The sequence below is a fragment of the Enterobacter hormaechei subsp. hoffmannii genome, from assembly GCF_001729745.1.
GTDB lineage: Bacteria > Pseudomonadota > Gammaproteobacteria > Enterobacterales > Enterobacteriaceae > Enterobacter > Enterobacter intestinihominis.
The window spans coordinates 1,383,494-1,404,753 of the sequence record NZ_CP017186.1 but is presented as its reverse complement, the minus strand read 5'-3'; the positions used below and the strand labels follow the sequence as shown (position 1 = coordinate 1,404,753).

Annotated in this window: 19 protein-coding genes; 14 read left to right on the top strand and 5 right to left on the bottom strand. The window is 56.2% G+C overall.

Translation table 11 applies throughout. From position 1 onward, the window contains the following. The first annotated feature begins 33 nt into the window (after positions 1-33). Positions 34-2,244: a mechanosensitive channel protein gene (ybiO, locus tag BFV65_RS06585; RefSeq protein WP_022647521.1), complete on the top strand. Its 2,211-nt coding sequence runs from the start codon at positions 34-36 to the stop codon at positions 2,242-2,244. A 43-nt stretch (positions 2,245-2,287) separates the two neighbouring features. On the opposite strand, the gene rlmF is transcribed toward ybiO, so the two are convergent. Continuing rightward, positions 2,288-3,199 carry a 23S rRNA (adenine(1618)-N(6))-methyltransferase RlmF gene (rlmF, locus tag BFV65_RS06580; RefSeq protein ID WP_023305741.1) on the bottom strand — a complete coding sequence of 304 codons (912 nt, stop codon included), beginning with the start codon at positions 3,197-3,199 and terminating at the stop codon, positions 2,288-2,290. Between the two features lie 242 nt (positions 3,200-3,441). On the opposite strand from rlmF, the gene mcbA reads away from it, so the two are divergent. From mcbA to ybiJ, 3 genes are all read left to right on the top strand, one after another. Next, the gene (gene mcbA, locus BFV65_RS06570; RefSeq protein ID WP_022647519.1) at positions 3,442-3,705 is read left to right on the top strand and encodes a DUF1471 family periplasmic protein McbA; all 264 of its coding nucleotides are present in this window, start codon (positions 3,442-3,444) and stop codon (positions 3,703-3,705) included. A gap of 118 nt (positions 3,706-3,823) precedes the next feature. Continuing rightward, on the top strand, positions 3,824-4,090 hold the full coding sequence (locus BFV65_RS06565; RefSeq protein WP_022647518.1) for a DksA/TraR family C4-type zinc finger protein: 267 nt from the start codon (positions 3,824-3,826) through the stop codon (positions 4,088-4,090). A gap of 285 nt (positions 4,091-4,375) precedes the next feature. Then, positions 4,376-4,636 (top strand): DUF1471 family protein YbiJ, encoded by a 261-nt coding sequence (gene ybiJ / locus BFV65_RS06560; RefSeq protein ID WP_003858474.1) that lies wholly within the window; start codon positions 4,376-4,378, stop codon positions 4,634-4,636. 116 nt (positions 4,637-4,752) lie between these two features. Here ybiJ and ybiB read toward each other — a convergent pair whose 3' ends face one another. Beyond that, positions 4,753-5,715, bottom strand: a complete 963-nt coding sequence (ybiB, locus tag BFV65_RS06555; RefSeq protein WP_023305740.1) for a DNA-binding protein YbiB — start codon at positions 5,713-5,715, stop codon at positions 4,753-4,755. Between the two features lie 256 nt (positions 5,716-5,971). On the opposite strand from ybiB, the gene BFV65_RS06550 reads away from it, so the two are divergent. The 5 genes from BFV65_RS06550 (at position 5,972) to BFV65_RS06530 (ending at position 11,339) form a co-directional block, all read left to right on the top strand. Continuing rightward, positions 5,972-6,508, top strand: a complete 537-nt coding sequence (locus tag BFV65_RS06550) for a fimbrial protein (protein ID WP_069596380.1) — start codon at positions 5,972-5,974, stop codon at positions 6,506-6,508. 69 nt (positions 6,509-6,577) lie between these two features. Then, positions 6,578-7,252: a fimbrial biogenesis chaperone gene (locus BFV65_RS06545; protein WP_069596379.1), complete on the top strand. Its 675-nt coding sequence runs from the start codon at positions 6,578-6,580 to the stop codon at positions 7,250-7,252. Between the two features lie 22 nt (positions 7,253-7,274). Then, positions 7,275-9,818: a fimbria/pilus outer membrane usher protein gene (locus BFV65_RS06540; RefSeq protein ID WP_157886686.1), complete on the top strand. Its 2,544-nt coding sequence runs from the start codon at positions 7,275-7,277 to the stop codon at positions 9,816-9,818. 22 nt (positions 9,819-9,840) lie between these two features. After that, positions 9,841-10,830 (top strand): fimbrial protein, encoded by a 990-nt coding sequence (locus BFV65_RS06535; protein WP_022647513.1) that lies wholly within the window; start codon positions 9,841-9,843, stop codon positions 10,828-10,830. 5 nt (positions 10,831-10,835) lie between these two features. Beyond that, the gene (locus BFV65_RS06530) at positions 10,836-11,339 is read left to right on the top strand and encodes a fimbrial protein (RefSeq protein ID WP_023299643.1); all 504 of its coding nucleotides are present in this window, start codon (positions 10,836-10,838) and stop codon (positions 11,337-11,339) included. Here BFV65_RS06530 and dinG read toward each other — a convergent pair. Then, positions 11,326-13,503 carry an ATP-dependent DNA helicase DinG gene (gene dinG, locus BFV65_RS06525; protein ID WP_038415719.1) on the bottom strand — a complete coding sequence of 726 codons (2,178 nt, stop codon included), beginning with the start codon at positions 13,501-13,503 and terminating at the stop codon, positions 11,326-11,328. The two genes, BFV65_RS06530 and dinG, sit on opposite strands and share 14 nt — an antisense overlap. A gap of 96 nt (positions 13,504-13,599) precedes the next feature. Next, positions 13,600-14,982, bottom strand: coding sequence for an ATP-dependent RNA helicase RhlE (gene rhlE, locus BFV65_RS06520; protein ID WP_069596378.1), 1,383 nt, complete (start codon positions 14,980-14,982; stop codon positions 13,600-13,602). A gap of 204 nt (positions 14,983-15,186) precedes the next feature. Here rhlE and cecR point away from each other — a divergent pair, with 204 nt between their 5' ends. From cecR to BFV65_RS06495, 5 genes are read left to right on the top strand one after another with little or no spacing between them, the layout of a single operon-like run. Continuing rightward, positions 15,187-15,864, top strand: a complete 678-nt coding sequence (gene cecR / locus BFV65_RS06515) for a transcriptional regulator CecR (protein WP_069596377.1) — start codon at positions 15,187-15,189, stop codon at positions 15,862-15,864. Continuing rightward, entirely contained in the window at positions 15,861-16,856 is a 996-nt protein-coding gene (gene hlyD / locus BFV65_RS06510; protein ID WP_022647509.1) for a secretion protein HlyD, read from the top strand. Before cecR ends, hlyD begins: the two co-directional genes overlap by 4 nt. Then, positions 16,849-18,588 (top strand): ATP-binding cassette domain-containing protein, encoded by a 1,740-nt coding sequence (locus BFV65_RS06505; RefSeq protein ID WP_069596376.1) that lies wholly within the window; start codon positions 16,849-16,851, stop codon positions 18,586-18,588. Before hlyD ends, BFV65_RS06505 begins: the two co-directional genes overlap by 8 nt. Then, complete coding sequence (locus BFV65_RS06500; protein ID WP_022647507.1) at positions 18,578-19,711, top strand: ABC transporter permease; 1,134 nt, start codon at positions 18,578-18,580, stop codon at positions 19,709-19,711. Before BFV65_RS06505 ends, BFV65_RS06500 begins: the two co-directional genes overlap by 11 nt. Positions 19,712-19,768: 57 nt before the next feature. Further along, on the top strand, positions 19,769-20,875 hold the full coding sequence (locus BFV65_RS06495) for an ABC transporter permease (RefSeq protein WP_022647506.1): 1,107 nt from the start codon (positions 19,769-19,771) through the stop codon (positions 20,873-20,875). Here the strand turns inward: BFV65_RS06495 and BFV65_RS06490 are convergent. Further along, entirely contained in the window at positions 20,837-21,247 is a 411-nt protein-coding gene (locus tag BFV65_RS06490) for a YbhQ family protein (protein WP_003858499.1), read from the bottom strand. The genes BFV65_RS06495 and BFV65_RS06490 overlap by 39 nt on opposite strands. Between the last annotated feature and the right edge of the window lie 13 nt (positions 21,248-21,260).

The window sequence follows — 21,260 nt, the reverse complement described above, 5'->3', positions numbered from 1 at the left end:
TCATTTTGCACGATATTTTTGTCGGAGGACGCCGTGCCGTGGATCCTGTTGCTACTGTTTACCCTGTTTAGCGCGCCATCACTAGCTGTAACCATTCCCGGCGTCACCACCGGAGCCACCGCCACCCAGCAAAATGCGCCGCCAGAACCCGACGCTGAAAAGAAAAAAGCCGCTTACAGCGCACTTGCCGACGTGCTTGAGAACGACACGTCCCGGCAGGAGCTTATCGATCAGCTGAGGAAAGTGGCCGCCACACCGCCTCAGGATCCGGTTCCGACTATCGCGCCGCCGGAAGTCGAAGACGAAAAGACGGTACTGGAAAACGTCACCGATATCAGTCGCCGCTACGGGGAAGCCCTGTCGTCGCGTTTTGCCCAGCTCTATCGCAACCTTGTTGGCACCTCGCATAAGCCTTTTAATCCCCACACCTTTTCTGCAGCCGCGACCCAGTTTTCTATTCTGGCCGCCGCGGTATTCATTTTTTACTGGCTGTTGCGCCTGTCTGTCTGGCCGCTTTACCGGAAGATGGGCCACTGGGGACGTAAAAAGAATCAGCATAAAAGCAGCTGGCTGCATCTTCCTGCAATGATTACCGGGGCCTTTATCATCGATTTGCTGCTGCTGGCGCTGACGCTGTTTGTCGGCCAAATGCTGGCCGATCGTCTTAATACCGGGAACAAAACCATCGCCTTTCAGCAGGGGCTGTTCCTGAACGCCTTTGCCCTGATCGAGTTCTTTAAGGCGCTCCTGCGGTTAATATTCTGTCCGCGCGTGCCGGAACTTCGCCCGTTCGCCATTTCGGATCGGAGCGCCAAATACTGGGCGGTTCGGCTCAGCGTGCTGAGCGGGTTGATCGGCTATGGCCTGCTGGTCGCCGTCCCGATTATTTCCAACCAGGTTAACGTGCAGTTCGGGGCCCTGGCGAACGTGCTGATCATGCTCTGTATTACCGTCTGGGCGCTGTACCTCATCTTCCACAATAAAAAAGCGATCACCGACAGTCTGCTTCACCTGGCCGATCGCTCCCTCTCCTTTTTCAGCCTCTTTATTCGCGCCTTTGCGCTGGTGTGGCACTGGCTGGCCAGCGCCTATTTTATTGTGCTGTGTTTCTTCTCGCTGTTCGATCCGGGCAACAGCCTGAAATTTATGATGGGGGCGACGTTCAAAAGCCTGGCGATTATCGGCATCGCGGCCTTTGTTTCTGGCCTACTCTCCCGCTGGCTGTCGAAGACGATCACCCTGTCGCCGCAGGTTCAGCGTAATTACCCCGAGCTGCAAAAACGGGTAAATGGCTGGACATCGGTGTCGCTGAAGGTGGCGCGTATTTTGACGGTCTGCGTGGCAATTATGCTGCTGCTGAATGCGTGGGGACTGTTTGATTTCTGGAACTGGCTGCATAACGGTGCGGGAGAAAAGACCGTCGATATTCTTATTCGTATCGCGCTGATCCTGTTCTTCTCCGCCGTCGGCTGGACGCTGCTGGCAAGCCTTATCGAAAACCGTCTGGTGTCGGATGTCCACGGCAGGCCCCTGCCAAGCGCCCGCGCCCGCACACTGCTGACGCTGTTCCGCAACGCGCTGGCGGTGATCATTAGCACCATTACCATCATGATTGTGTTGTCGGAAATCGGCGTAAATATCGCCCCACTGCTGGCGGGTGCCGGTGCCCTGGGACTGGCGATCTCCTTTGGTTCGCAGACGCTGGTGAAGGATATTATCACCGGCATTTTTATCCAGTTTGAGAACGGGATGAACACCGGGGATCTGGTGACCATTGGACCGCTCACCGGCACGGTGGAGAGGATGTCCATTCGCTCCGTCGGCGTACGTCAGGATACCGGGGCGTACCACATTATTCCGTGGTCATCGATCACCACCTTTGCCAACTTTGTGCGCGGCATTGGTTCGGTGGTGGCGAATTATGATGTCGATCGTCACGAAGATGCAGATAAGGCGAAACAGGCGCTGCGGGATGCGGTGAGCGAACTGATGGAGATGGAGGATATTCGCGGGCTGGTAATTGGTGAGCCGTCGTTTGCGGGCATCGTCGGGCTGACGAACACTGCCTTTACCCTGCGCGTGTCGTTCACCACCCAGCCGCTGAAACAGTGGACGGTGCGCTTTGCCCTGGACAGCATGGTGAAAAAACACTTCGATCTGGCGAACGTGAGAGCGCCGGTGCAGACGTATCAGGTATTGTCGCCGCCCGCTTCGCCGCTCCCTCCGCAGGAGCCGACGCTGTAACCGAGCCGGGTGGCGGCTTCGCCTTTCCCGGCCCGAGAAACGATTATTTGCGACGTTTGTTATCGTCCATAAAGGACCAGGCAATAAAGCGGCTCTGCTTCTGACCCTGCGCCATCTCTTTTTTGACCACCTTCACCGCGCCGGCTTCGGTCAGCGCGCGGTAAAGCGGCGGCAGGTTATCGCCACGAGAGACCAGCGTGGTAAACCATTTCACCTGACGACCGAAGCCTTTACTCTCGGCAATCATGCGCAGAATAAAGGCTACTTCCCCGCCCTCGCACCACAGCTCCTGCTGCTGGCCGCCAAAGTTCAGCGCGCCATCTTCGGCCTGGCCCAGGTTACGCCGCTTGCGTTCACTTCCCGCACGCGCGGACGCGGCGGAGTCGTGGAATGGCGGGTTGCACAGGGTGGCATCATATTGTTCGTTCTTATGAATTATGCCGTTGAAAATAGCAGCGGCATCCTTCTGACGACGCAGACGTACGGCCCGGCTTAACCCCGGGTTAGCGTTGATAATGGCCTGCGCGCTGGCGAAGGCCTCATCACCGATCTCGCTGCCGGTAAATCGCCACTGGTACTCATGTGCGCCTATCAGGGGGTAGATCAGGTTCGCGCCCGTACCGATATCAAGGACGGTAGCCTGTTTCGGCACTACGCCATCGTGGTCATCCGCCAGCAGATCGGCAAGATGATGGACGTAATCCGCACGGCCCGGGACCGGCGGGCAGAGAAAGCCATCAGGGATGTCCCAGTGCGTCACACCATAAAAATGGGCCAGCAGCGCTTTGTTCAGCGTTTTAACCGCCAGCGGATCGGCAAAGTTTACCGACGGTTCACCGGCTGGTGTCTGAACGATAAAACCCTGCAATTCAGGGCAGCTCAGACACAGGGCTTTCATATCGTAGCGGCTACGGTGGCGGTTACGCGGGTGCAATCCCGGCTTGTGGGAAGTCATGGCATTCTCCTTTAAACAGCCGCGTAAGATACCCTGTGACGGCGCGGGGGTAAATATCTGTCTGAGTCGCACAAAAAAACGACAAAAATCAGCGACCTGTATGTCTATGATCTGTCAACAAATTGTCAGAATTTATCGTTCAAAAAATAAGCAGATCATCATCAAATTTTTGCGCTAAATCACACGCATCAGGCTTCTAAACTTAACAGGAATCACCTGTTGTTTCCCCTGAGGATGTGATTATGAAAAAGTATCTGACCTTTATTATTGCGGGTGCGCTGGCAGGCGCATCATTCTCTGCCTTGTCCGTTCAACCTCTGACCGACAGTACCGACACCAGCCAGCTACGCGCGGCCGGGACGGTCTCTGTCAGCCGGGCAAGCAACCTTGATGACCTTCAGGACAAGCTGGCCGAAAAAGCCCGTCAGGAAGGCGCTAAAGGCTTCGTGGTGAACGCCGCCGGTGGCGATAACCATATGTACGGTACCGCGACTATCTATAAATAACTTACCGCCTTCCAAACTGCATCTGCCCGGCAGATGCAGTTCTCTCTGCCTGCGCCTTGACTGTGCGTTTTTTCACCCCATATTAAAATGCATGACTTGACCCTTTCAGGAGAACATCATGGCTTCCGGCTGGGCGAATGACGACGCCGTTAACGAACAGATCAACAGTACCATTGAAGATGCGGTTGCGCGTGCTCGCGGTGAAATTCCGCGCGGCGAAAGTTTGACGGAATGCGAAGAGTGCGGGGATCCCATTCCTGAGGCACGACGTAAAGCCATTCCCGGAGTACGGCTTTGCATCACCTGTCAGCAGGAGAAAGATTCAAAAAATGCTTCACATTCAGGATATAATCGTAGAGGATCGAAAGACAGCCAGTTACGTTGACTTTCCTTTACCGTAGTTAACCGCACCAACAGTTTACTTTACGCTCACGACTTTCAGCGAAGCGCGTAGCAAAACGTGCCCTTCTGATTGTGTCTGTAAAGCGTATCCGCAAGAAGTGTCAATTGCGCTTCTGATTTTATTAATAATCAATAAGTTATTTGTCATTCAATTTTTTTGACCAACCACGTCAATTCTCTTCGATTTTATCTTCCGCTAAAAAGCGTGATACTTATCACATCGACGGAACATCGTCCCCTTAACAGAATAACCTGCGAGAATTGACCTATGAAAACCATCAAATATGCTGTTGCCGCTGTTGCCCTGTCCGCTCTGTCTTTCGGCGCTTTCGCTGTAGAGCCAGTCTCCTCTACTCAGGCACAGGATCTGAACAAAATCGGTGTGGTGAGTGCTGAAGGCGCGACCACGCTGGACGGTCTGGAAGCAAAACTGGCTGAAAAAGCTGCCGCCGCGGGCGCAAGTGGATACACCATCACTTCCACTAACGGTAATAACAAACTGAGCGGTACTGCGGTTATCTACAAGTAATCGAACAAATTATGCTCCACCCTCGCCATACCCTCTGGTGAGATGCTCCAACCCTCATTGACCCTGTTGTTGTTACCCTTGTTTGCCCGTCCGCCACTGGACGGGCTTTTTTTTGCTTAAAATGACTGCGCCACGCGCTGCAACCCGGCTTCCACGGACTCGACTTCCCCTGCAGCCAGCAGGCAGCAGGCCATTTGCAGCTTGATTGACTGCGGAACCGGCACCTTCCCGGCCAGACACTGCACAATCCAGCGCGCGGTGACCTGCGGATCTTTCGACTCAGGCAGGATCGCATCTCTGTTCTCTTCCCCACGTTCAACAACGACCCGCGTCCCGGCGGGCTCAATCAGCATCAGCTGTGGACAACGCTGCGGGTTGGCGTAAACCTCGCCTTCTGTCCCGTGCATCAGCAGCGCGCGTCCACCGATTTCGGCAAAGAATTGCCCGACTCGCGTCACGTATTCCGGATGGGAGACGCTGGAAAGACGCAGCGCGGCGTCTTCGGCAAACGGCGTCGCCAGCTTCGCCAGGGTGTGAGCACTGTTACGGACGCCCATGCGCCAGCGCATGTCCAGCTGCTTTTCCAGCGGTGGGCAGAGCGCGCTAACGGGGATATAGACCGGCTGATTCCCCTCCAGCTTTGCCTGTGCCTGACCGGCATGGAGGGTCGGTTCAATACCTAACAACGCCAGGATGGTTTCTGTCAGCACGCGCGTCGGATCTTCGCTCACGCCATGCACTACTACCGGGAAACCGAGTTTCTGCAACAGAATAGCCAGCAGCGGCGTGAGGTTTGCCTGCTTACGCGCGCCGTTGTAGGTCGGGATCACAACTGGCATCGGCTTCGTGACGGGCGGGGTTAAGCGCATGGTCTGCGACTGCATGGCCTCATAAAAACCGCGCATTTCCGCCTCACCTTCCCCTTTAATACGCAGCGCAATCAAAATGCCGCCCATTTCCAGTTCCGGCACGTCGCCATTCAGCATATGCGTGTACAACGCGCGGGCTGTTTCCTGGTCCAGATCGCGAGCGTGGTTTTTCCCACGCCCTACCTCTTTGATAATTTTGCGGTAATCCACGACATTTCTCCTGACTGCATTATCTTGTTAACAATATAGCCCGATGAACACAGACCCGATAGTGTTTTGTGATCATTATCAACCTGCTGTTTTCATATAAAAAAATTAAACTCAAGCACTATTTACATTATTTGTGATTGGGACAAAAGATCCGCAGCGACCCTTTTTTTGATTAAATAAACATCGAAAAATCATTAAGGGTCAACGGTAAAAACGTCCAGGCAACGCTTTTACCAGAATCACATCAGGATTAACTATGAACAAGGTTGCATTAGGTTTTTTTATCGCCGCAACGGTGGGATGTTCTGCATCCGCATTTGCGGCAACTAACGGTGAAGGTCAGATTAATTTCACCGGTGAAATTATTGATTCTGCTTGCCAGGTCGTGAATGGATTAAGTAATCCATTAAACGTTCAGTTGGGTAAGGTGTCTAAAACGGTATTTACCGGCGCAGGCTCTACCAGCACATCAGCGAAGTTTGATATTAAGTTAACCAATTGTCCGGAAACAGTGACCTCGGCTGCGATTAACTTCGGTGGTACCCCGGATGCGGATAATAATGCCGCGCTGGCATTAACGCCAGATACCGATGCGGCAACCGGTGTAGCCATTCAGTTGATGGATGCTTCCGGGCAGCCTGTCACTCTGTATACGCCTTCGCAGCAATATCCTTTAGCCTCCGGCACGGCAGTTAACGACCTGGAATTCGGTGCGCGTTATATTCAAACTCAGGCCGCCATTACCGCAGGCCCTGCCAACTCTGTATCGACTTTCACCGTTATTTATAACTGATCTTATCAATCCTGAGATATTAATGCTTTTGCGGGCATTAATATCTCTTCTATTTATTGAGAAATCTTTATGCGCCACGGTTATTTACTGAGCACTCTTTTACTGATAGCAGCCTCTGCACATGCGGGTGTCGTGATTAATGGTACCCGGCTGGTCTATCAGGGAGATAAAAAGGAATCATCTCTTGGCCTGTCAAACCCGGATACGACGGATTATCTGGTACAGTCCTGGGTCGATTCTGGCGGTAAAAAACCGGCCAAAGCCCCATTCCTGATCACCCCGCCGCTTTTCCGTCTGGATGCAAAAGAAGATAACGTTCTGCGCGTGGTACGCACGGGCGGAAATTTACCGGAAGATAGGGAATCTCTGTACTGGTTGAATATCAAAGCGATCCCTTCCTCAAAACACGTTGAGGGAGTAAATACGCTGCAAATTGCCATTAATACCCGCATTAAATTGCTGTATCGCCCGTCCGCGGTAAAAGGCCGACCAGAAGATGTGGCGGATAAGCTTGAATGGCATCGCGAAGGTAACGACCTGGTGGTGAATAACCCTACGCCTTTCTATATGAATTTCCAGACCGTCACGCTTAACGGTCAGAAAGTCACAAAAGCGACCTGGGCTGTTCCGAAATCAGAAACACATTTTGCCATACCGGGTAATGTCGGGGGCTCAAACGTGACGTATTCCATTATTAATGATTACGGCAGCATCAGCCATTCCTGGTCGAAATCCGTTCATTAATTGTTCCGGTAATAAAATAATCATGTACAGCCACAAAAAGCCGTTCACCTGCCGAATGTCTTCATTGCTGGTCATTCTCTGTGGCCTGGCAATAGCCATCTTTGCGCAGCAGGTTATGGCTGATGATTATTTTAACCCCGCCCTGCTGGATATTGATAATCCCCAGCAGGGTAAAACCGATCTGTCCGTCTATGAAAAAGGTCCCGGCCAGGCACCGGGGAAATATGAGGTCGCGGTGTTTATCAATAATAATAAAATTGATACCCGCAACGTGACCTTTACGCTTGAGAAAGATTCGCAGGGCAACGACACGTTACAACCTTGCTTTAGCATGGGTGAATTAAAAAGCCTCGGTATCAAGACCCAAAAGTTTCCTCAGCTAATGGCCAAAGGCCAGTGTGCCGATCTAGGTGTCATCCCTGCTTCATCTGCAATCTTTCACGTTCGCAACCAGCAGCTGCTGCTAAGCATTCCGCAAAAGGCGCTCGGACAGGTGCCACGCGGTTACATCGACCCGAAAGAGTTTGACGAAGGGATCAACGCGGGCCTGCTTAATTACAGCGTCAACGCCAGCCAGAGCCATGCGCGCCAGCAGGGTGAAGAGGATAGCAGTAGCCAGTACGTGAACCTGCGTCCGGGTTTAAACGTTGGCGCATGGCGCCTTCGCAACTATTCCACCTGGAATCGCAGCACCACAGGCAATGAGGAGGAACAGAAATTCACCTCCGTATATACCTATGCGCAACGCGATATTGTGGCGATGAAAAGCGATATCACCGTTGGCCAGAGCTCATCACCTGCTGATGTTTTTGACAGTGTCCCTTACACCGGCGTGGAGCTGAAATCCGATAACGACATGCTTCCCGACAGCGAAAAAGGCTATGCGCCTATTATTCGTGGCACCGCCCACAGCAACGCGCTGGTGATGGTGCGCCAGAACGGGTACGTGATTTATCAGAACACGGTCGCGCCGGGGGCCTTCGAAATTAACGATCTCTACCCCACCGGCAGCAGCGGCGACCTCCAGGTCACGGTGAAAGAAACTGACGGCAGCGAAAGCCATTTCGTGGTGCCGTTTGCCTCCGTTCCGGTATTGCAGCGTGAAAAAAACCTGCGCTACAGCGTAACTGCCGGGCGTTATCGTTCTTATGACAAAGATGTTGAAAAGACCCCGTTTGCTCAGGGGAGCGCCATCTATGGTTTACCCCACGGCTTCACGGCCTACGGCGGCGTACAGCAGAGCAGTCATTATCAGTCGCAGGCGATAGGCGGCGGGAAAAACATGGGTGATTTAGGGGCGTTCTCCATTGACGTGACTCGCGCCAGAGCCCTGCTGAAAAAACAGCAGTCCAGCACAGGCAAATCGTGGCGCGTACGCTACAGCAAAGATTTCGCCGGTTCAGGCACCAACTTTTCGCTTGCGGGCTATCGCTACAACAGCAAGGGGTTTTACACCCTGGACGACACCATGGAGTCGTATACCCGCGCCGACAACTGGTCTGCGCCACAGCAGCGCCGCGCCCGTACCGAAGCCACCATCGACCAGACGCTACCAGAAGGCTGGGGATCGGTCACGCTGAGCATGGTGAAGGAAACCTACTGGAGCCAGAATCAGGACATGACCTCCATGAGCGTCAGCTACAACAACAGCTGGCACGGCGTTAGCTACAGCCTTAGCTACAGCATGAATAAAAACACTCACGACAGCGATCTGGACGGTAATGCGGTGACGAACGACAACCAGTTCTCGCTGAGCGTTTCGGTTCCGCTGGATCGCTGGATGCATAACACCTGGGCCACGTACAACCTGAACAACACGAAAGATGGCACCACGCAGAACATCGGCCTGAACGGTACGGCCCTGAAAGAAGACAACCTGAACTGGAATCTCCAGGAGGGGCTGAGCAGCACCGGCAGCGGTAACTCCACCAGCGTTAACGCCGACTACAAAGCGACATACGGTGAAGTGAGCGGTGGCGTCAGTCAGGATAAATATCAGCAAACACTGAACGTCGGCTTGCAGGGAGGCGTGATTGCCCATGCAAACGGCATCACGCTAAGCCAGCCGCTCGGTGAGACCATTGCGCTCGTGAAAGCCCCGGGTACGCACGGCACGCATATCACTAACCAGACCGGCGTTGAAACCGACTTCCGCGGCTACACCATCGTACCGTTCGTCACCGCGTATCGCCACAACACTATTGCGCTGGATACGGAAACGCTGCCGGAGGACGCCGACGTCACCCATGCGGCACAAATTGTGACGCCAACCCGCGGAGCCATTGTGCGCGCCAGCTTCACGACGCGCGTGGGCAATCGCGTCCTGATGACGCTCACGCAAAACGGTAAACCACTGCCGTTCGGCGCAACGGTTACCACCGAGGACAAGGACAGCGAATTTATCGTCGGGAATGACGGCCAGACCTATCTCTCGGGTCTGCCACAGCAAGGGCATCTCCGCGTTTCCTGGGGACAGGAGGCAAACGAGCATTGCGTCGCTGACTATGTGCTCACGGATGAGAAAGCGAAAACCAGCATCATTAACGCTGCCGCGCGGTGTCACTGATCTCCCCTAAAGGCAAAACATTATGCAAATGATTAAACAGTGCTTTTTCTTACTGATTCTGGGAACCGCTGCGTTATTCATGCCGCATGCGAAGGCGACCTGCACCACGCCGGATCTCCCCAAAATGATCAACGTGGCATCCATTTCTGTCCCGACGACGCTGGCAGTTGGCGCAACTATCCCGGGTACAGAGCAGAGCGTTCATGTTGCCGGGCATTGCGATCAGAGTACCGACAGCGGCCTGGAGATTGTCTCCTGCTACTACGGCACCGGAGCGGAAATGCCAGGGCTCAGGGGGGTATACGAATCCGGCGTGCCGGGGATTGGCGTAGCATTGATGAATGATCACGGGCAGCGAATTAGCGGCGCTGGCGGCGTGCAGTGCGATTCACGTGGAACGCCTGTCGGCTACGTCTCTACCGATGGAACACAGACTTTTAGCTTTGAAATAACGCTTGAGCTGGTTAAAACGAGTGACACCGTGACATCCGGTACGCTGGTGCAGTCTCAAACCGAATTCGGCATTGGCGTTTTCGGCCATGAAGGGATCGGCAACCCTAACCACATCGCCTATGCAGGTAATGTTATTCTTCATCAGGTCACCTGCTCCGTTTTACCGAAAAATCTCACCGTTAATTTGGGCGATTTTCCCGTCAGTGATTTCATCAGCGTAGGTTTTTTATCCAGCCCTGCTCAAAAATTTAATATCACCGTCAACTGTGACACAACCGTACAGCCTGAGCTAAAAATCACCAGCGCGAATGGATATGACACAGCATTTGAGGGGGTGATCAAACTCACGCAGCAGACCGGCATGGCTACAGGCGTCGGAGTAAGAATGCTATTTGATGACCATCTCGCCACCTTCGGTACCTATGTAAGTACCCAAAATCAGGCCGTAGCCAACGAAACGCTGGTGATCCCGTTTGAGGTTCGCTACGAGCAGGTCAGCAATGTAGTCACCCCCGGGCCAGCCAATACTGTGGCAACCATCACCCTCGCTTATAAGTGAACGTCATGAAAAAAACCGCATTGATTCTCGCGCTGGGGCTGATCGCCCAGGCCCACGCCGATGATATACAGATCCAGATGACGGGTAACATTTACGCCAACACGTGCGTCATTGACAGTGCCAGCCGCAACCTGACGGTGGACTTAGGCCAGGCGGCATCGGGTAGTTTTAAAGACGTGGGCGATACCGGCGAGTGGAAGGACTTTTCCCTTTCGGTGTCGCACTGCCCGGCCACGCTGGCGCTTGCCACCGCCTTTTTCTACGGTCAGGCCGACAGCACCCATCCCACCAAATTTGCCAATCTCGGTAGCGCAAAGGGGCTGGCACTGGAGCTGGCAGATCGTCAGGACAAGATACTGATTGCCCCGCAGGCCGCCTTTAACGCTGCCATAAACCCGTCAGACCACACGGCCACGTTCCCGCTGGCCGCACGCTATTACGCCACCTCGATGCCCATCTCTGCCGGCACGTTCAGCAGCGTGATCCAGGTGACCTTCACTTACCAGTAGGACCGCGCCCCTTAGCACGGAAGCTTTTTCGACGCCCGGCAGCCAGTTTTGTCGGGCGTTTTTTTACTTCCGGCACGTCCGGCTGCTCAATCGGGAAGATCGGCAGCGCATTCAGCAGCCGCTGGCCGTAGTTTTTGGTGAGCAGTCGTTTGTCATAAATCACCACCTCGCCCCAGCAGCCGTGGCTACGGATCAAGCGCCCGACCTGCTGAATCAGGTTAAACGACGCTGCAGGCAGGCTTTGCACTTCAAACGGATAACGGTTAAGGCTTTTCAGCCATTCGCCTTCGGTGATCACCACCGGGCTGTCGATGGGCGGGAAGGCGATTTTATGGATATGCACCTGCGTCAGGTAGTCGCCTTTCAAATCAAGCCCTTCCGCAAAGGACTGTAACCCCACCAGCACGCTGCGCTCGCCGTTATCAATGCGTTTACGGTGGGTTTCCACCAGCCGATAGCGCGGCTGATCGCCCTGCACCAGCAGGAGTAAGCGCAGATCGGTGACGTGCTCCAGGAAGCGTTGCATCGCCCGACCGCTGGCAAACAGCACCAGCATACCGGGGTATTTTTTACTCTCAACCTGCTCGCGGAAGTAGGCCGCCATTTCCGCAATATGCTGCTCTTCGTTATCGATAAGCGGCTCATAATTCATGCGCGGAATAACCAGCTTTCCCTGCTCACAGTGGTTGAACGGCGAGTCCAGGGCCACAAAGCGGTCGCCCGCTTTCTCTTTCAGGCCGCTCATCTCCTGCAACCTTGAGAAGCTGTTCAGGGAACGCAGAGTCGCTGACGTCACTACCACGTGCGGAACGCTGCGCCAGATCAGCTTTTCCAGCTGATCGGCCACGCGGATGCCCACGCAGTGGAAGAAGAGATGTCCCTGCCCGTCTCGTACTTCGCGGGTGGCCCACTTAGTCACCGGCGCGCCGGACGCCTGCGCCATCGAAGCCAGCCGCCAGAGTTTGCTCTGCGCTTCAAACATCCCCAGCGCGCGATTCATTTGCAGCAGAATGCGGTGCAAACGCACCACGTCGTGGGTACCGGTTTTCTCGCTGAGATCGTTTAAGAACATCTCCGCCAGCCCGCGCAGCTTTTCCAGGTGCTTCGCCAGCTGCTGGCAAATCTCCATCACTTCCTGCGGCAACTCACCCATCGCAAAGCGGTGTTCCGCCTCCTGGGTGGCGGGGAGATACAGGTTAAGAATATTATTCAGCGAGGCGATGAGGCTGTACACCTCTTCACAGTGCTCGCTCAACCGCTCCGGAACCGCCAGCGGCGGCGTGGTTTTCGGACGGAACTGCTCCATGCAGGTTGCCACCAGTTTGCAGAACAGATCCAGTTGCAGGCGAAACCACGGGGCGGTAATTTCCGCGCTCATCTCCAGCGCATCTCGCGCCACGTCGGGCAGATGATGGCCTTCATCGAGCACCAGCAGCAGGTTTTTGGGCTCCGGCAGGACCGCTTCACTCTCCAGTGCAGCCATGACCAGCGCGTGGTTGGCGACAACCACCTCCGCTTCCTGAATCTCACGCCGGGCGACAAAGAACGGGCACTCGCGATAGTAGTGACAGTTACGGTTCAGGCAGCTTGCTTTATCGGTGCTGAGCCTGCGCCACAGGTCGTCGCCGATCGCCTGGTTGGTGTGATCCCGCAGGCCGTCCCACTTGTAGCCGTCGAGATCGGCCTTCAGCTTTGCGCACTGCTCCTGCTCCGCCTTGTTGTTTGGCGTCAGCTCGTCATCAAGAAACGCGAGCAGATCCTGTTGGGAGGGTTCACTGCTGGCCAGTGCCGCCAGATTGCGCGGACAGACGTAGCGCCCGCGACCAAAGGCGGCGGTAAACCGTAAATCGGGGATAATTTTGCGCAGCAGCGGCAAATCTTTGCTGAAGATCTGATCCTGCAAGGCCACGTTAGCGGTACTGACCACCAGCGTTTTATCTTCTTCCCGCGCGATGGCAATGCCGGGAATAAGATACGACAGGGTTTTCCCGACGCCGGTCGGGGCTTCAATCGCCAGATGTCGCCCGTCGTCCCCGGCGAGCGTTTTTGCCACGTCGGCAATCATCTGCCGCTGCGGGGCTCGGGGAATAAAATCGGGGATCTGCTGTTGTAGCGCCTTATACCATGCGCCAATTTGCGCCTTGAGCGCAGCGGTTAAAGCCATCGGAAACCTGAAATACTGTATAAACAGCCACTATTGTGGCACTTTCTCTCCGCTGCCGCAAAAAGAAAAGCCCGGCTTTACGACCGGGCTTCCAGATTACTGCGGGTTAGCAGGCTTACGCGGGCGGCGTCGGCGCTGCCCCTCGCCTGCCGGTTTCCCTTCGCCGCTACGCCATGGGTTTTCACCGGCCGGTTTGCTGTCGTTATTACGACGCGGCGGTTTGCCCGAAGGTTTCGGCGCGCCGCCTTCGGCACGACGCGGCTGCTGACCGCGACCACCGCCGCCCTGACCGCGCCCGCCACCCTGACGACCGTTCTGAATTGGCTCGGCTTTGATTGACGGGTCAACTTCATAGCCCGGGGTTTCAATGCGCGGGATCTCTTTCTTCAGCAAGCGTTCGATGTCGCGCAGCAGCTTGTGCTCATCCACGCAAACCAGAGAGAGCGCTTCCCCGGTTGCCGCCGCGCGTCCGGTACGGCCGATACGGTGAACGTAATCTTCCGGCACGTTTGGCAGCTCGTAGTTCACCACGTGCGGCAGCTCTTCGATATCCAGACCGCGTGCGGCGATGTCGGTTGCCACCAGCACGCGTATGTCGCCGGACTTGAAGTCTGCCAGCGCGCGGGTACGCGCGCCCTGGCTCTTGTTGCCGTGAATGGCCGCGCTGCGGATGCCATCTTTATTCAGCTGTTCCGCCAGGTGATTGGCGCCGTGCTTAGTGCGGGTAAACACCAGCACCTGCTGCCAGTTGCCCTGGCCGATCATCTGGGAGAGCAGTTCCCGCTTGCGCTTCTTATCTACAAAGTGCACGTGCTGCGTCACCTGCTCGGAGGCGGTGTTGCGGCGCGCGACTTCCACTTCCAGCGGGTTATGCAGCAGCTTTTCTGCCAGCGCCTTGATCTCGTCGGAGAAGGTCGCGGAGAAGAGCAGGTTCTGACGACGCGTCGGCAGCTTCGCCAGCACGCGACGAATGTCGTGGATGAAGCCCATGTCGAGCATACGGTCGGCTTCGTCCAGCACCAGAATTTCGATGTTATCGAGCTTCACCGCGTTCTGGTGTTCGAGATCCAGCAGACGCCCCGGGGTTGCCACCAGCACGTCGACGCCGCCGCGCAGCTTCATCATCTGCGGGTTAATGCTTACCCCGCCGAAAACTACCAGCGAACGAATGTTGAGATAGCGGCTGTATTCACGCACGTTCTCACCAATCTGGGCCGCCAGCTCGCGGGTTGGGGTGAGGATCAGCGCACGCACCGGACGACGGCCTTTGGCGTGTGGCTGGTTTTTTACCAGCAGCTCCAGCAGCGGCAGGGTAAAGCCCGCGGTCTTACCAGTACCGGTCTGCGCGCTTGCCATCAGGTCACGGCCCTGCAAAACGGCCGGGATAGCCTGCTGCTGAATAGGGGTTGGCTCAACGTAGCCCTGCTCTGCGATGGCGCGCAGAATTTCCGGGTTCAGACCAAGGGAATCAAAAGACATAAAAACTCCGAACCGCCCCGACCATCACAGGTGTAGTTTTCAGGGAGATATAACGAATAGAAGGACAAAAACCACAATGTCGCGAAGGAGCGGAGTGTAGCAGCTTTTGTGACGTGGCGCATAAAATATCCCCGGCGATGACTCGACGTTTGCGCAAATCAGGCATAATCTTAATCAATCGATTGATTAATTTTTAATGCTGCTATGAATATAACCCCAACGACAACCAAAGGCGAACAGGCGAAAAGTCAGCTTATCGCCGCCGCGCTGGCGCAGTTTGGCGAGTATGGTCTGCATGCCACCACGCGGGATATCGCCGCGCAGGCCGGGCAGAATATTGCGGCCATTACCTACTATTTTGGCTCAAAAGAGGATTTATACCTCGCCTGCGCCCAGTGGATCGCGGATTTTATCGGCACCAGCTTTCGCCCACACGTGGAAGAAGCGACCGCGCTGTTCAGCCAGCCAGAGCCGGACCGGGTTGCCATCCGCCAGCTGATCCTTAACGCCTGTCACAACATGATCCGCCTGCTGACGCACGACGATACGCTGAACCTGAGCAAATTTATCTCCCGCGAGCAGCTCTCCCCCACTGCCGCGTACCAGCTGGTGCACGATCAGGTGATCGCCCCGATGCATAGCCATCTGACCCGGCTGATCGCCGCCTATACCGGACGGGACGCCAGCGATACGGACACCATTTTGCATACCCACGCCCTGCTGGGCGAAGTGCTCGCCTTCCGTCTGGGGCGTGAGACCATCCTGTTACGTACGGGCTGGACACAATTCGATGAGGATAAAGCCGCGCAAATTAGCCAGGTCATTACCTGTCACGTTGATCTGATCCTGCAAGGCTTAACGCAAAGGAGCCAGAAGTCATGAAAAAACCTGTCGCCATTATTCTGGTGGTTGTTGTCTTGCTTGCTGCGGGAACAGGCGGCTGGCTGTGGTATCAGAGCCAGCAGGATCGTGGCCTGACGCTGTACGGCAACGTGGATATCCGCACCGTGAACATGAGCTTCCGCGTCGGCGGACGGCTGGCCTCGCTGAGCGTTGACGAAGGCGATGCCATCAAAACCGGGCAGACGCTGGGGATGCTGGACAAAGCCCCGTTTGAAAACGCGTTGATGCAGGCAAAAGCGGGCGTCGCCGTCGCACAGGCGCAGTACGACCTGATGCTGGCGGGCTATCGTGATGAAGAGATCGCCCAGGCGGCCGCTGCAGTTAAGCAGGCAAAAGCCGCCTATGACTATGCGCAGAATTTCTATAACCGTCAGCAAGGCTTATGGAAAAGCCGCACTATTTCCGCCAACGACCTGGAAAACGCGCGCTCATCCCGCGACCAGGCGCAGGCGACGCTGAAATCTGCCCAGGATAAGTTAAGCCAGTACCGCACCGGTAACCGCGCGCAGGACATTGCCCAGGCGAAGGCCAGCCTTGAGCAGGCGCAGGCGCAGTTAGCCCAGGCGGAGCTGGATCTGCACGATACCACCTTAATCGCCCCGTCTGACGGTACGCTGATGACCCGCGCTGTGGAGCCGGGCAGCATGCTCAGCGCGGGCAGCACCGTGTTAACGCTCTCCTTAACCCGTCCGGTGTGGGTGCGCGCTTACATTGATGAGCCGAATCTTGGCCAGATGCAGCCGGGCCGCGAACTGCTGCTCTACACCGATGGTCGCCCGGACAAGCCGTATCACGGCAAAGTGGGCTTCGTCTCCCCAACGGCCGAGTTCACGCCAAAAACCGTTGAAACCCCGGATCTGCGTACCGACCTGGTGTATCGCCTGCGCATCATCGTCACCGATGCGGACGACGCGCTGCGTCAGGGCATGCCTGTTACCGTGACCTTAAACGACGGGGAACAACATGAATGATGCGGTTATCCAGCTCAATAATCTGGTCAAACGCTTCCCGGGAATGGCTAAACCGGCGGTCGCGCCGCTGAACTGTACGATTCAGAAAGGCTATGTGACCGGGCTGGTGGGGCCGGACGGCGCGGGTAAAACCACGCTGATGCGGATGCTGGCGGGATTGCTGAAGCCGGATGAAGGCAGCGCCAGCGTGCTTGGCCTCGATCCCATCAAAGACGACGCGGCGCTCCACGGCATACTCGGCTATATGCCGCAGAAGTTTGGTCTGTATGAAGATCTGACGGTAATGGAAAACCTCAACCTGTATGCCGATCTGCGCAGCGTTACCGGCGAAACCCGGCAGAAAACCTTCGAGCGTCTGCTGGCGTTTACCTCCCTCGGCCCGTTCACCGATCGGCTGGCGGGCAAACTTTCCGGCGGGATGAAGCAGAAGCTGGGGCTGGCCTGCACGCTGGTGGGCGAACCGAAGGTGCTGTTGCTGGATGAACCCGGCGTCGGCGTGGACCCGATTTCCCGCCGCGAGCTGTGGCAGATGGTGCACGAGCTGGCGGGTGACGGCATGCTGATCCTCTGGAGTACCTCTTACCTTGATGAAGCAGAGCAGTGCCGTGACGTGCTGCTGATGAACGAAGGCGAACTGCTCTATCAGGGCGAGCCCACCGAGCTGACGCAAACCATGGCCGGGCGCAGTTTTCTGCTACACAGCGCGCAGGAATCCAACCGCAAGCTGCTGCAACGGGTGCTGAAGCTGCCCCAGGTGAGCGACGGGATGATTCAGGGCCGTTCGGTGCGCGTGATCCTCAAAAAAGAGGCCACCGCCGACGATATCCGGCGTGCGCAGGGGATGCCTGAAATCGACATGACAGAGACCGCGCCGCGCTTTGAAGATGCGTTTATCGATCTGCTGGGCGGGGCGGGAACCTCAGAATCACCGCTTGGCGCCATTCTGCACACGGTGGAAGGCACGCCGGGCGAAACGGTCATTGAAGCGAAATCGCTCACCAAAAAATTCGGCGATTTCGCTGCCACCGATAACGTCAATTTTGCCGTGAAGCGCGGCGAGATATTTGGCCTGCTCGGGCCGAACGGTGCAGGGAAATCCACCACCTTTAAAATGATGTGCGGCCTGCTGGTACCGACCTCCGGCAAAGCGCTGGTGCTGAACATGGATCTCAAAGTCAGCTCCGGCAAGGCGCGCCAGCATCTGGGCTATATGGCGCAGAAGTTTTCGCTCTACGGCAACCTGACGGTGGAGCAAAATCTGCGATTTTTCTCTGGCGTCTACGGCCTGCGGGGACGGGCGCAGAACGAGAAAATCGGCCGCATGTGCGACGCCTTTGGCCTGACCGATATCGCCTCACACGCTACCGACGCGCTGCCGCTTGGCTTCAAACAGCGGCTGGCGCTGGCCTGTTCGTTGATGCACGAGCCCGATATCCTCTTTCTTGATGAACCTACGTCAGGCGTGGACCCCCTCACCCGCCGTGAATTCTGGTTGCATATCAATAGCATGGTGGAAAAAGGCGTGACCTTGATGGTCACCACCCACTTTATGGACGAGGCAGAGTACTGCGACCGCATCGGGCTGGTCTATCGCGGCAAGCTGATTGCCCACGGCACGCCGGACGACCTGAAAGCGCAGGCCGCCGACGACGCACAGCCGGACCCAACCATGGAGCAGGCGTTTATCACCCTCATCCACGACTGGGATAAGGAGAATCCTCATGCGCAGTAACGCCCTCTCCTGGCGCCGGGTGCGCGCCCTGTGCGTCAAAGAGACGCGGCAGATTGTGCGTGACCCCAGCAGCTGGCTGATTGCGGTGGTGATCCCCCTGCTGCTGCTGTTTATTTTTGGCTACGGGATTAACCTCGATTCCAGCAAGCTGCGGGTCGGGATCCTGCTGGAGCAGCAGAGCGAAGAGGCGCTGGACTTCACCCACGCCATGACCGGCTCGCCCTACATCGATGCCACCATCAGCGACAACCGGCAGGAACTGATCCAGAAAATGCAGGCCGGTAAAATTCGCGGTCTGATCGTCATCCCGGTCGATTTCGCCGCCAACATGGCACGCCCGGGCGCCGATGCGCCAATTCAGGTGATCACCGACGGCAGCGAACCGAACACCGCCAACTTCGTGCAGGGCTATGCGGAGGGGATCTGGCAGCTCTGGCAGATGCAGCGCGCCGAAGACCGGGGGGAGAAGTTTGAACCGCTGATTGACGTGCAGACGCGCTACTGGTTTAACCCCGCCGCCATCAGCCAGCATTTTATTATCCCGGGTGCAGTCACTATCATCATGACGGTGATTGGCGCGATCCTCACCTCGCTGGTGATCGCCCGCGAATGGGAGCGCGGCACCATGGAGGCGCTGCTCTCCACCGAAGTGACGCGCGTCGAGCTTTTGCTCTGCAAGCTGATCCCTTACTACTTCCTCGGCATGCTGGCGATGCTGCTCTGTATGCTGGTCTCGGTATTTATTCTTGGCGTGCCGTACCGCGGTTCGCTGGTGGTGCTGTTCTTTATTACCAGCCTGTTTTTACTCAGCACGCTGGGAATGGGGCTGCTGATCTCCACCATCACCCGCAACCAGTTTAACGCCGCGCAGGTGGCGCTTAATGCCGCCTTCCTGCCGTCGATTATGCTCTCCGGCTTTATCTTCCAGATTGACAGTATGCCAGCGGTGATCCGTGCCGTGACCTACATCATTCCGGCACGCTACTTTGTGAGCACCCTGCAAAGCCTGTTTCTGGCGGGGAACATCCCGGTAGTGCTGATTATCAACACCCTGTTTTTGCTGGCGTCGGCGGTGATGTTTATCGGGCTGACGTGGATGAAAACGAAAAGAAGATTAGATTAGCCATCGGATTTTGTAGGTCGGGTAAGCGCAAGCGCCACCCGACAGGAGGACGACGCGATGTTTCACCGTTTATGGACATTGATCCGCAAAGAGCTGCAATCCTTGCTGCGCGAGCCGCAGACCCGCGCCATTCTGGTGCTGCCGGTGCTGCTTCAGGTTGTACTGTTTCCGTTTGCCGCCACGCTGGAGGTCACCAACGCTACCATCGCCATTTACAACGAAGACAATGGCAAGCATTCCGTCGAGCTGACGCAGCGTTTCGCCCGCGCCAAAGCCTTTACCCATGTCCTGCTGCTGCAAAGCCCGCAGGCGATCCAGCCCACCATCGACACGCAGAAAGCATTATTGCTGGTGCGCTTCCCGGCGGATTTCTCCCGCAATCTGGACACCTTCCAGACCGCGCCGATGCAGCTGATCCTCGACGGACGTAACTCCAACAGCGCCCAGATAGCGGCGAACTATTTGCAGCAGGTAGTGAAGGACTACCAGCAGGAGCTGATGGCGGGCAAACCCAAACCCAACAACAGCGAGCTGGTGGTGCGCAACTGGTACAACCCGAATCTGGACTACAAGTGGTTTGTGGTGCCGTCGTTAATCGCCATGATCACCACTATTGGCGTGATGATTGTCACCTCGCTGTCCGTGGCACGCGAACGTGAGCAAGGTACGCTGGATCAGCTGCTGGTCTCGCCGCTCGCCACCTGGCAGATATTTGTCGGCAAAGCGGTGCCAGCACTGATTGTCGCGACGTTCCAGGCCACCATCGTGCTGGGGGTGGGAATATGGGCGTACCAGATCCCGTTTGCCGGATCGCTGGCGCTGTTTTACTTCACGATGGTGATTTACGGCCTGTCGCTGGTGGGGTTTGGGCTGCTGATTTCCGCGCTCTGCTCAACGCAGCAGCAGGCGTTTATCGGGGTGTTTGTCTTTATGATGCCGGCGATTTTGCTTTCAGGGTACGTGTCGCCAGTGGAGAACATGCCGGTGTGGTTACAGGATCTGACATGGATAAACCCGATTCGTCACTTCACGGATATCACCAAGCAAATCTATCTGAAGGATGCGAGTCTGGATATTGTGTGGGGAAGTTTGTGGCCGCTACTGGTCATCGCGGCCACAACGGGCTCAGTGGCCTATGCGATGTTTAGACGAAACATCGCGTAGCTTTTTCTCTTTGGTGAGCAACGACACCACCGCAGGCCCTGCGAGGATAGCCAGACCCGCCAGGGCCAGCAGCAGGTTGTTTTGCAGCACGCGTGACAACAGCCACAGGACGATCATTGCCGCACCAAAATACCAGGTGGTGGTGAGCTCTTCGAGCACATCACCCACTTCACGCCAGCGCGCGTCGTGGTGACGCTGTAAAAACAGCATCGACAGCACGGTCACGCCGTAAACCACGCATAACCCTAAGCCGACACGCACCAGCGTGCCGCTCATCCAGCCCATCACCAGTACGGCCACGACCAGTAAATGCAACATTATCTGCCAGCAACTCAAACCGGTTGCGACACGAACGCGTTGTTGCCACTTCATGGCTTCTCTCCTG

Bases quoted from the DNA above. Each gene is read 5' to 3' on its own strand.
- rlmF (WP_023305741.1), bottom strand. From the start codon at position 3,199: ATGACTTCCCACAAGCCGGGATTGCACCCGCGTAACCGCCACCGTAGC.
- mcbA (WP_022647519.1), top strand. From the start codon at position 3,442: ATGAAAAAGTATCTGACCTTTATTATTGCGGGTGCGCTGGCAGGCGCA.
- BFV65_RS06565 (WP_022647518.1), top strand. From the start codon at position 3,824: ATGGCTTCCGGCTGGGCGAATGACGACGCCGTTAACGAACAGATCAAC.
- ybiJ (WP_003858474.1), top strand. From the start codon at position 4,376: ATGAAAACCATCAAATATGCTGTTGCCGCTGTTGCCCTGTCCGCTCTG.
- BFV65_RS06550 (WP_069596380.1), top strand. From the start codon at position 5,972: ATGAACAAGGTTGCATTAGGTTTTTTTATCGCCGCAACGGTGGGATGT.
- BFV65_RS06545 (WP_069596379.1), top strand. From the start codon at position 6,578: ATGCGCCACGGTTATTTACTGAGCACTCTTTTACTGATAGCAGCCTCT.
- BFV65_RS06540 (WP_157886686.1), top strand. From the start codon at position 7,275: ATGTACAGCCACAAAAAGCCGTTCACCTGCCGAATGTCTTCATTGCTG.
- BFV65_RS06535 (WP_022647513.1), top strand. From the start codon at position 9,841: ATGCAAATGATTAAACAGTGCTTTTTCTTACTGATTCTGGGAACCGCT.
- BFV65_RS06530 (WP_023299643.1), top strand. From the start codon at position 10,836: ATGAAAAAAACCGCATTGATTCTCGCGCTGGGGCTGATCGCCCAGGCC.
- dinG (WP_038415719.1), bottom strand. From the start codon at position 13,503: ATGGCTTTAACCGCTGCGCTCAAGGCGCAAATTGGCGCATGGTATAAG.
- rhlE (WP_069596378.1), bottom strand. From the start codon at position 14,982: ATGTCTTTTGATTCCCTTGGTCTGAACCCGGAAATTCTGCGCGCCATC.
- cecR (WP_069596377.1), top strand. From the start codon at position 15,187: ATGAATATAACCCCAACGACAACCAAAGGCGAACAGGCGAAAAGTCAG.
- hlyD (WP_022647509.1), top strand. From the start codon at position 15,861: ATGAAAAAACCTGTCGCCATTATTCTGGTGGTTGTTGTCTTGCTTGCT.
- BFV65_RS06505 (WP_069596376.1), top strand. From the start codon at position 16,849: ATGAATGATGCGGTTATCCAGCTCAATAATCTGGTCAAACGCTTCCCG.
- BFV65_RS06500 (WP_022647507.1), top strand. From the start codon at position 18,578: ATGCGCAGTAACGCCCTCTCCTGGCGCCGGGTGCGCGCCCTGTGCGTC.
- BFV65_RS06495 (WP_022647506.1), top strand. From the start codon at position 19,769: ATGTTTCACCGTTTATGGACATTGATCCGCAAAGAGCTGCAATCCTTG.
- BFV65_RS06490 (WP_003858499.1), bottom strand. From the start codon at position 21,247: ATGAAGTGGCAACAACGCGTTCGTGTCGCAACCGGTTTGAGTTGCTGG.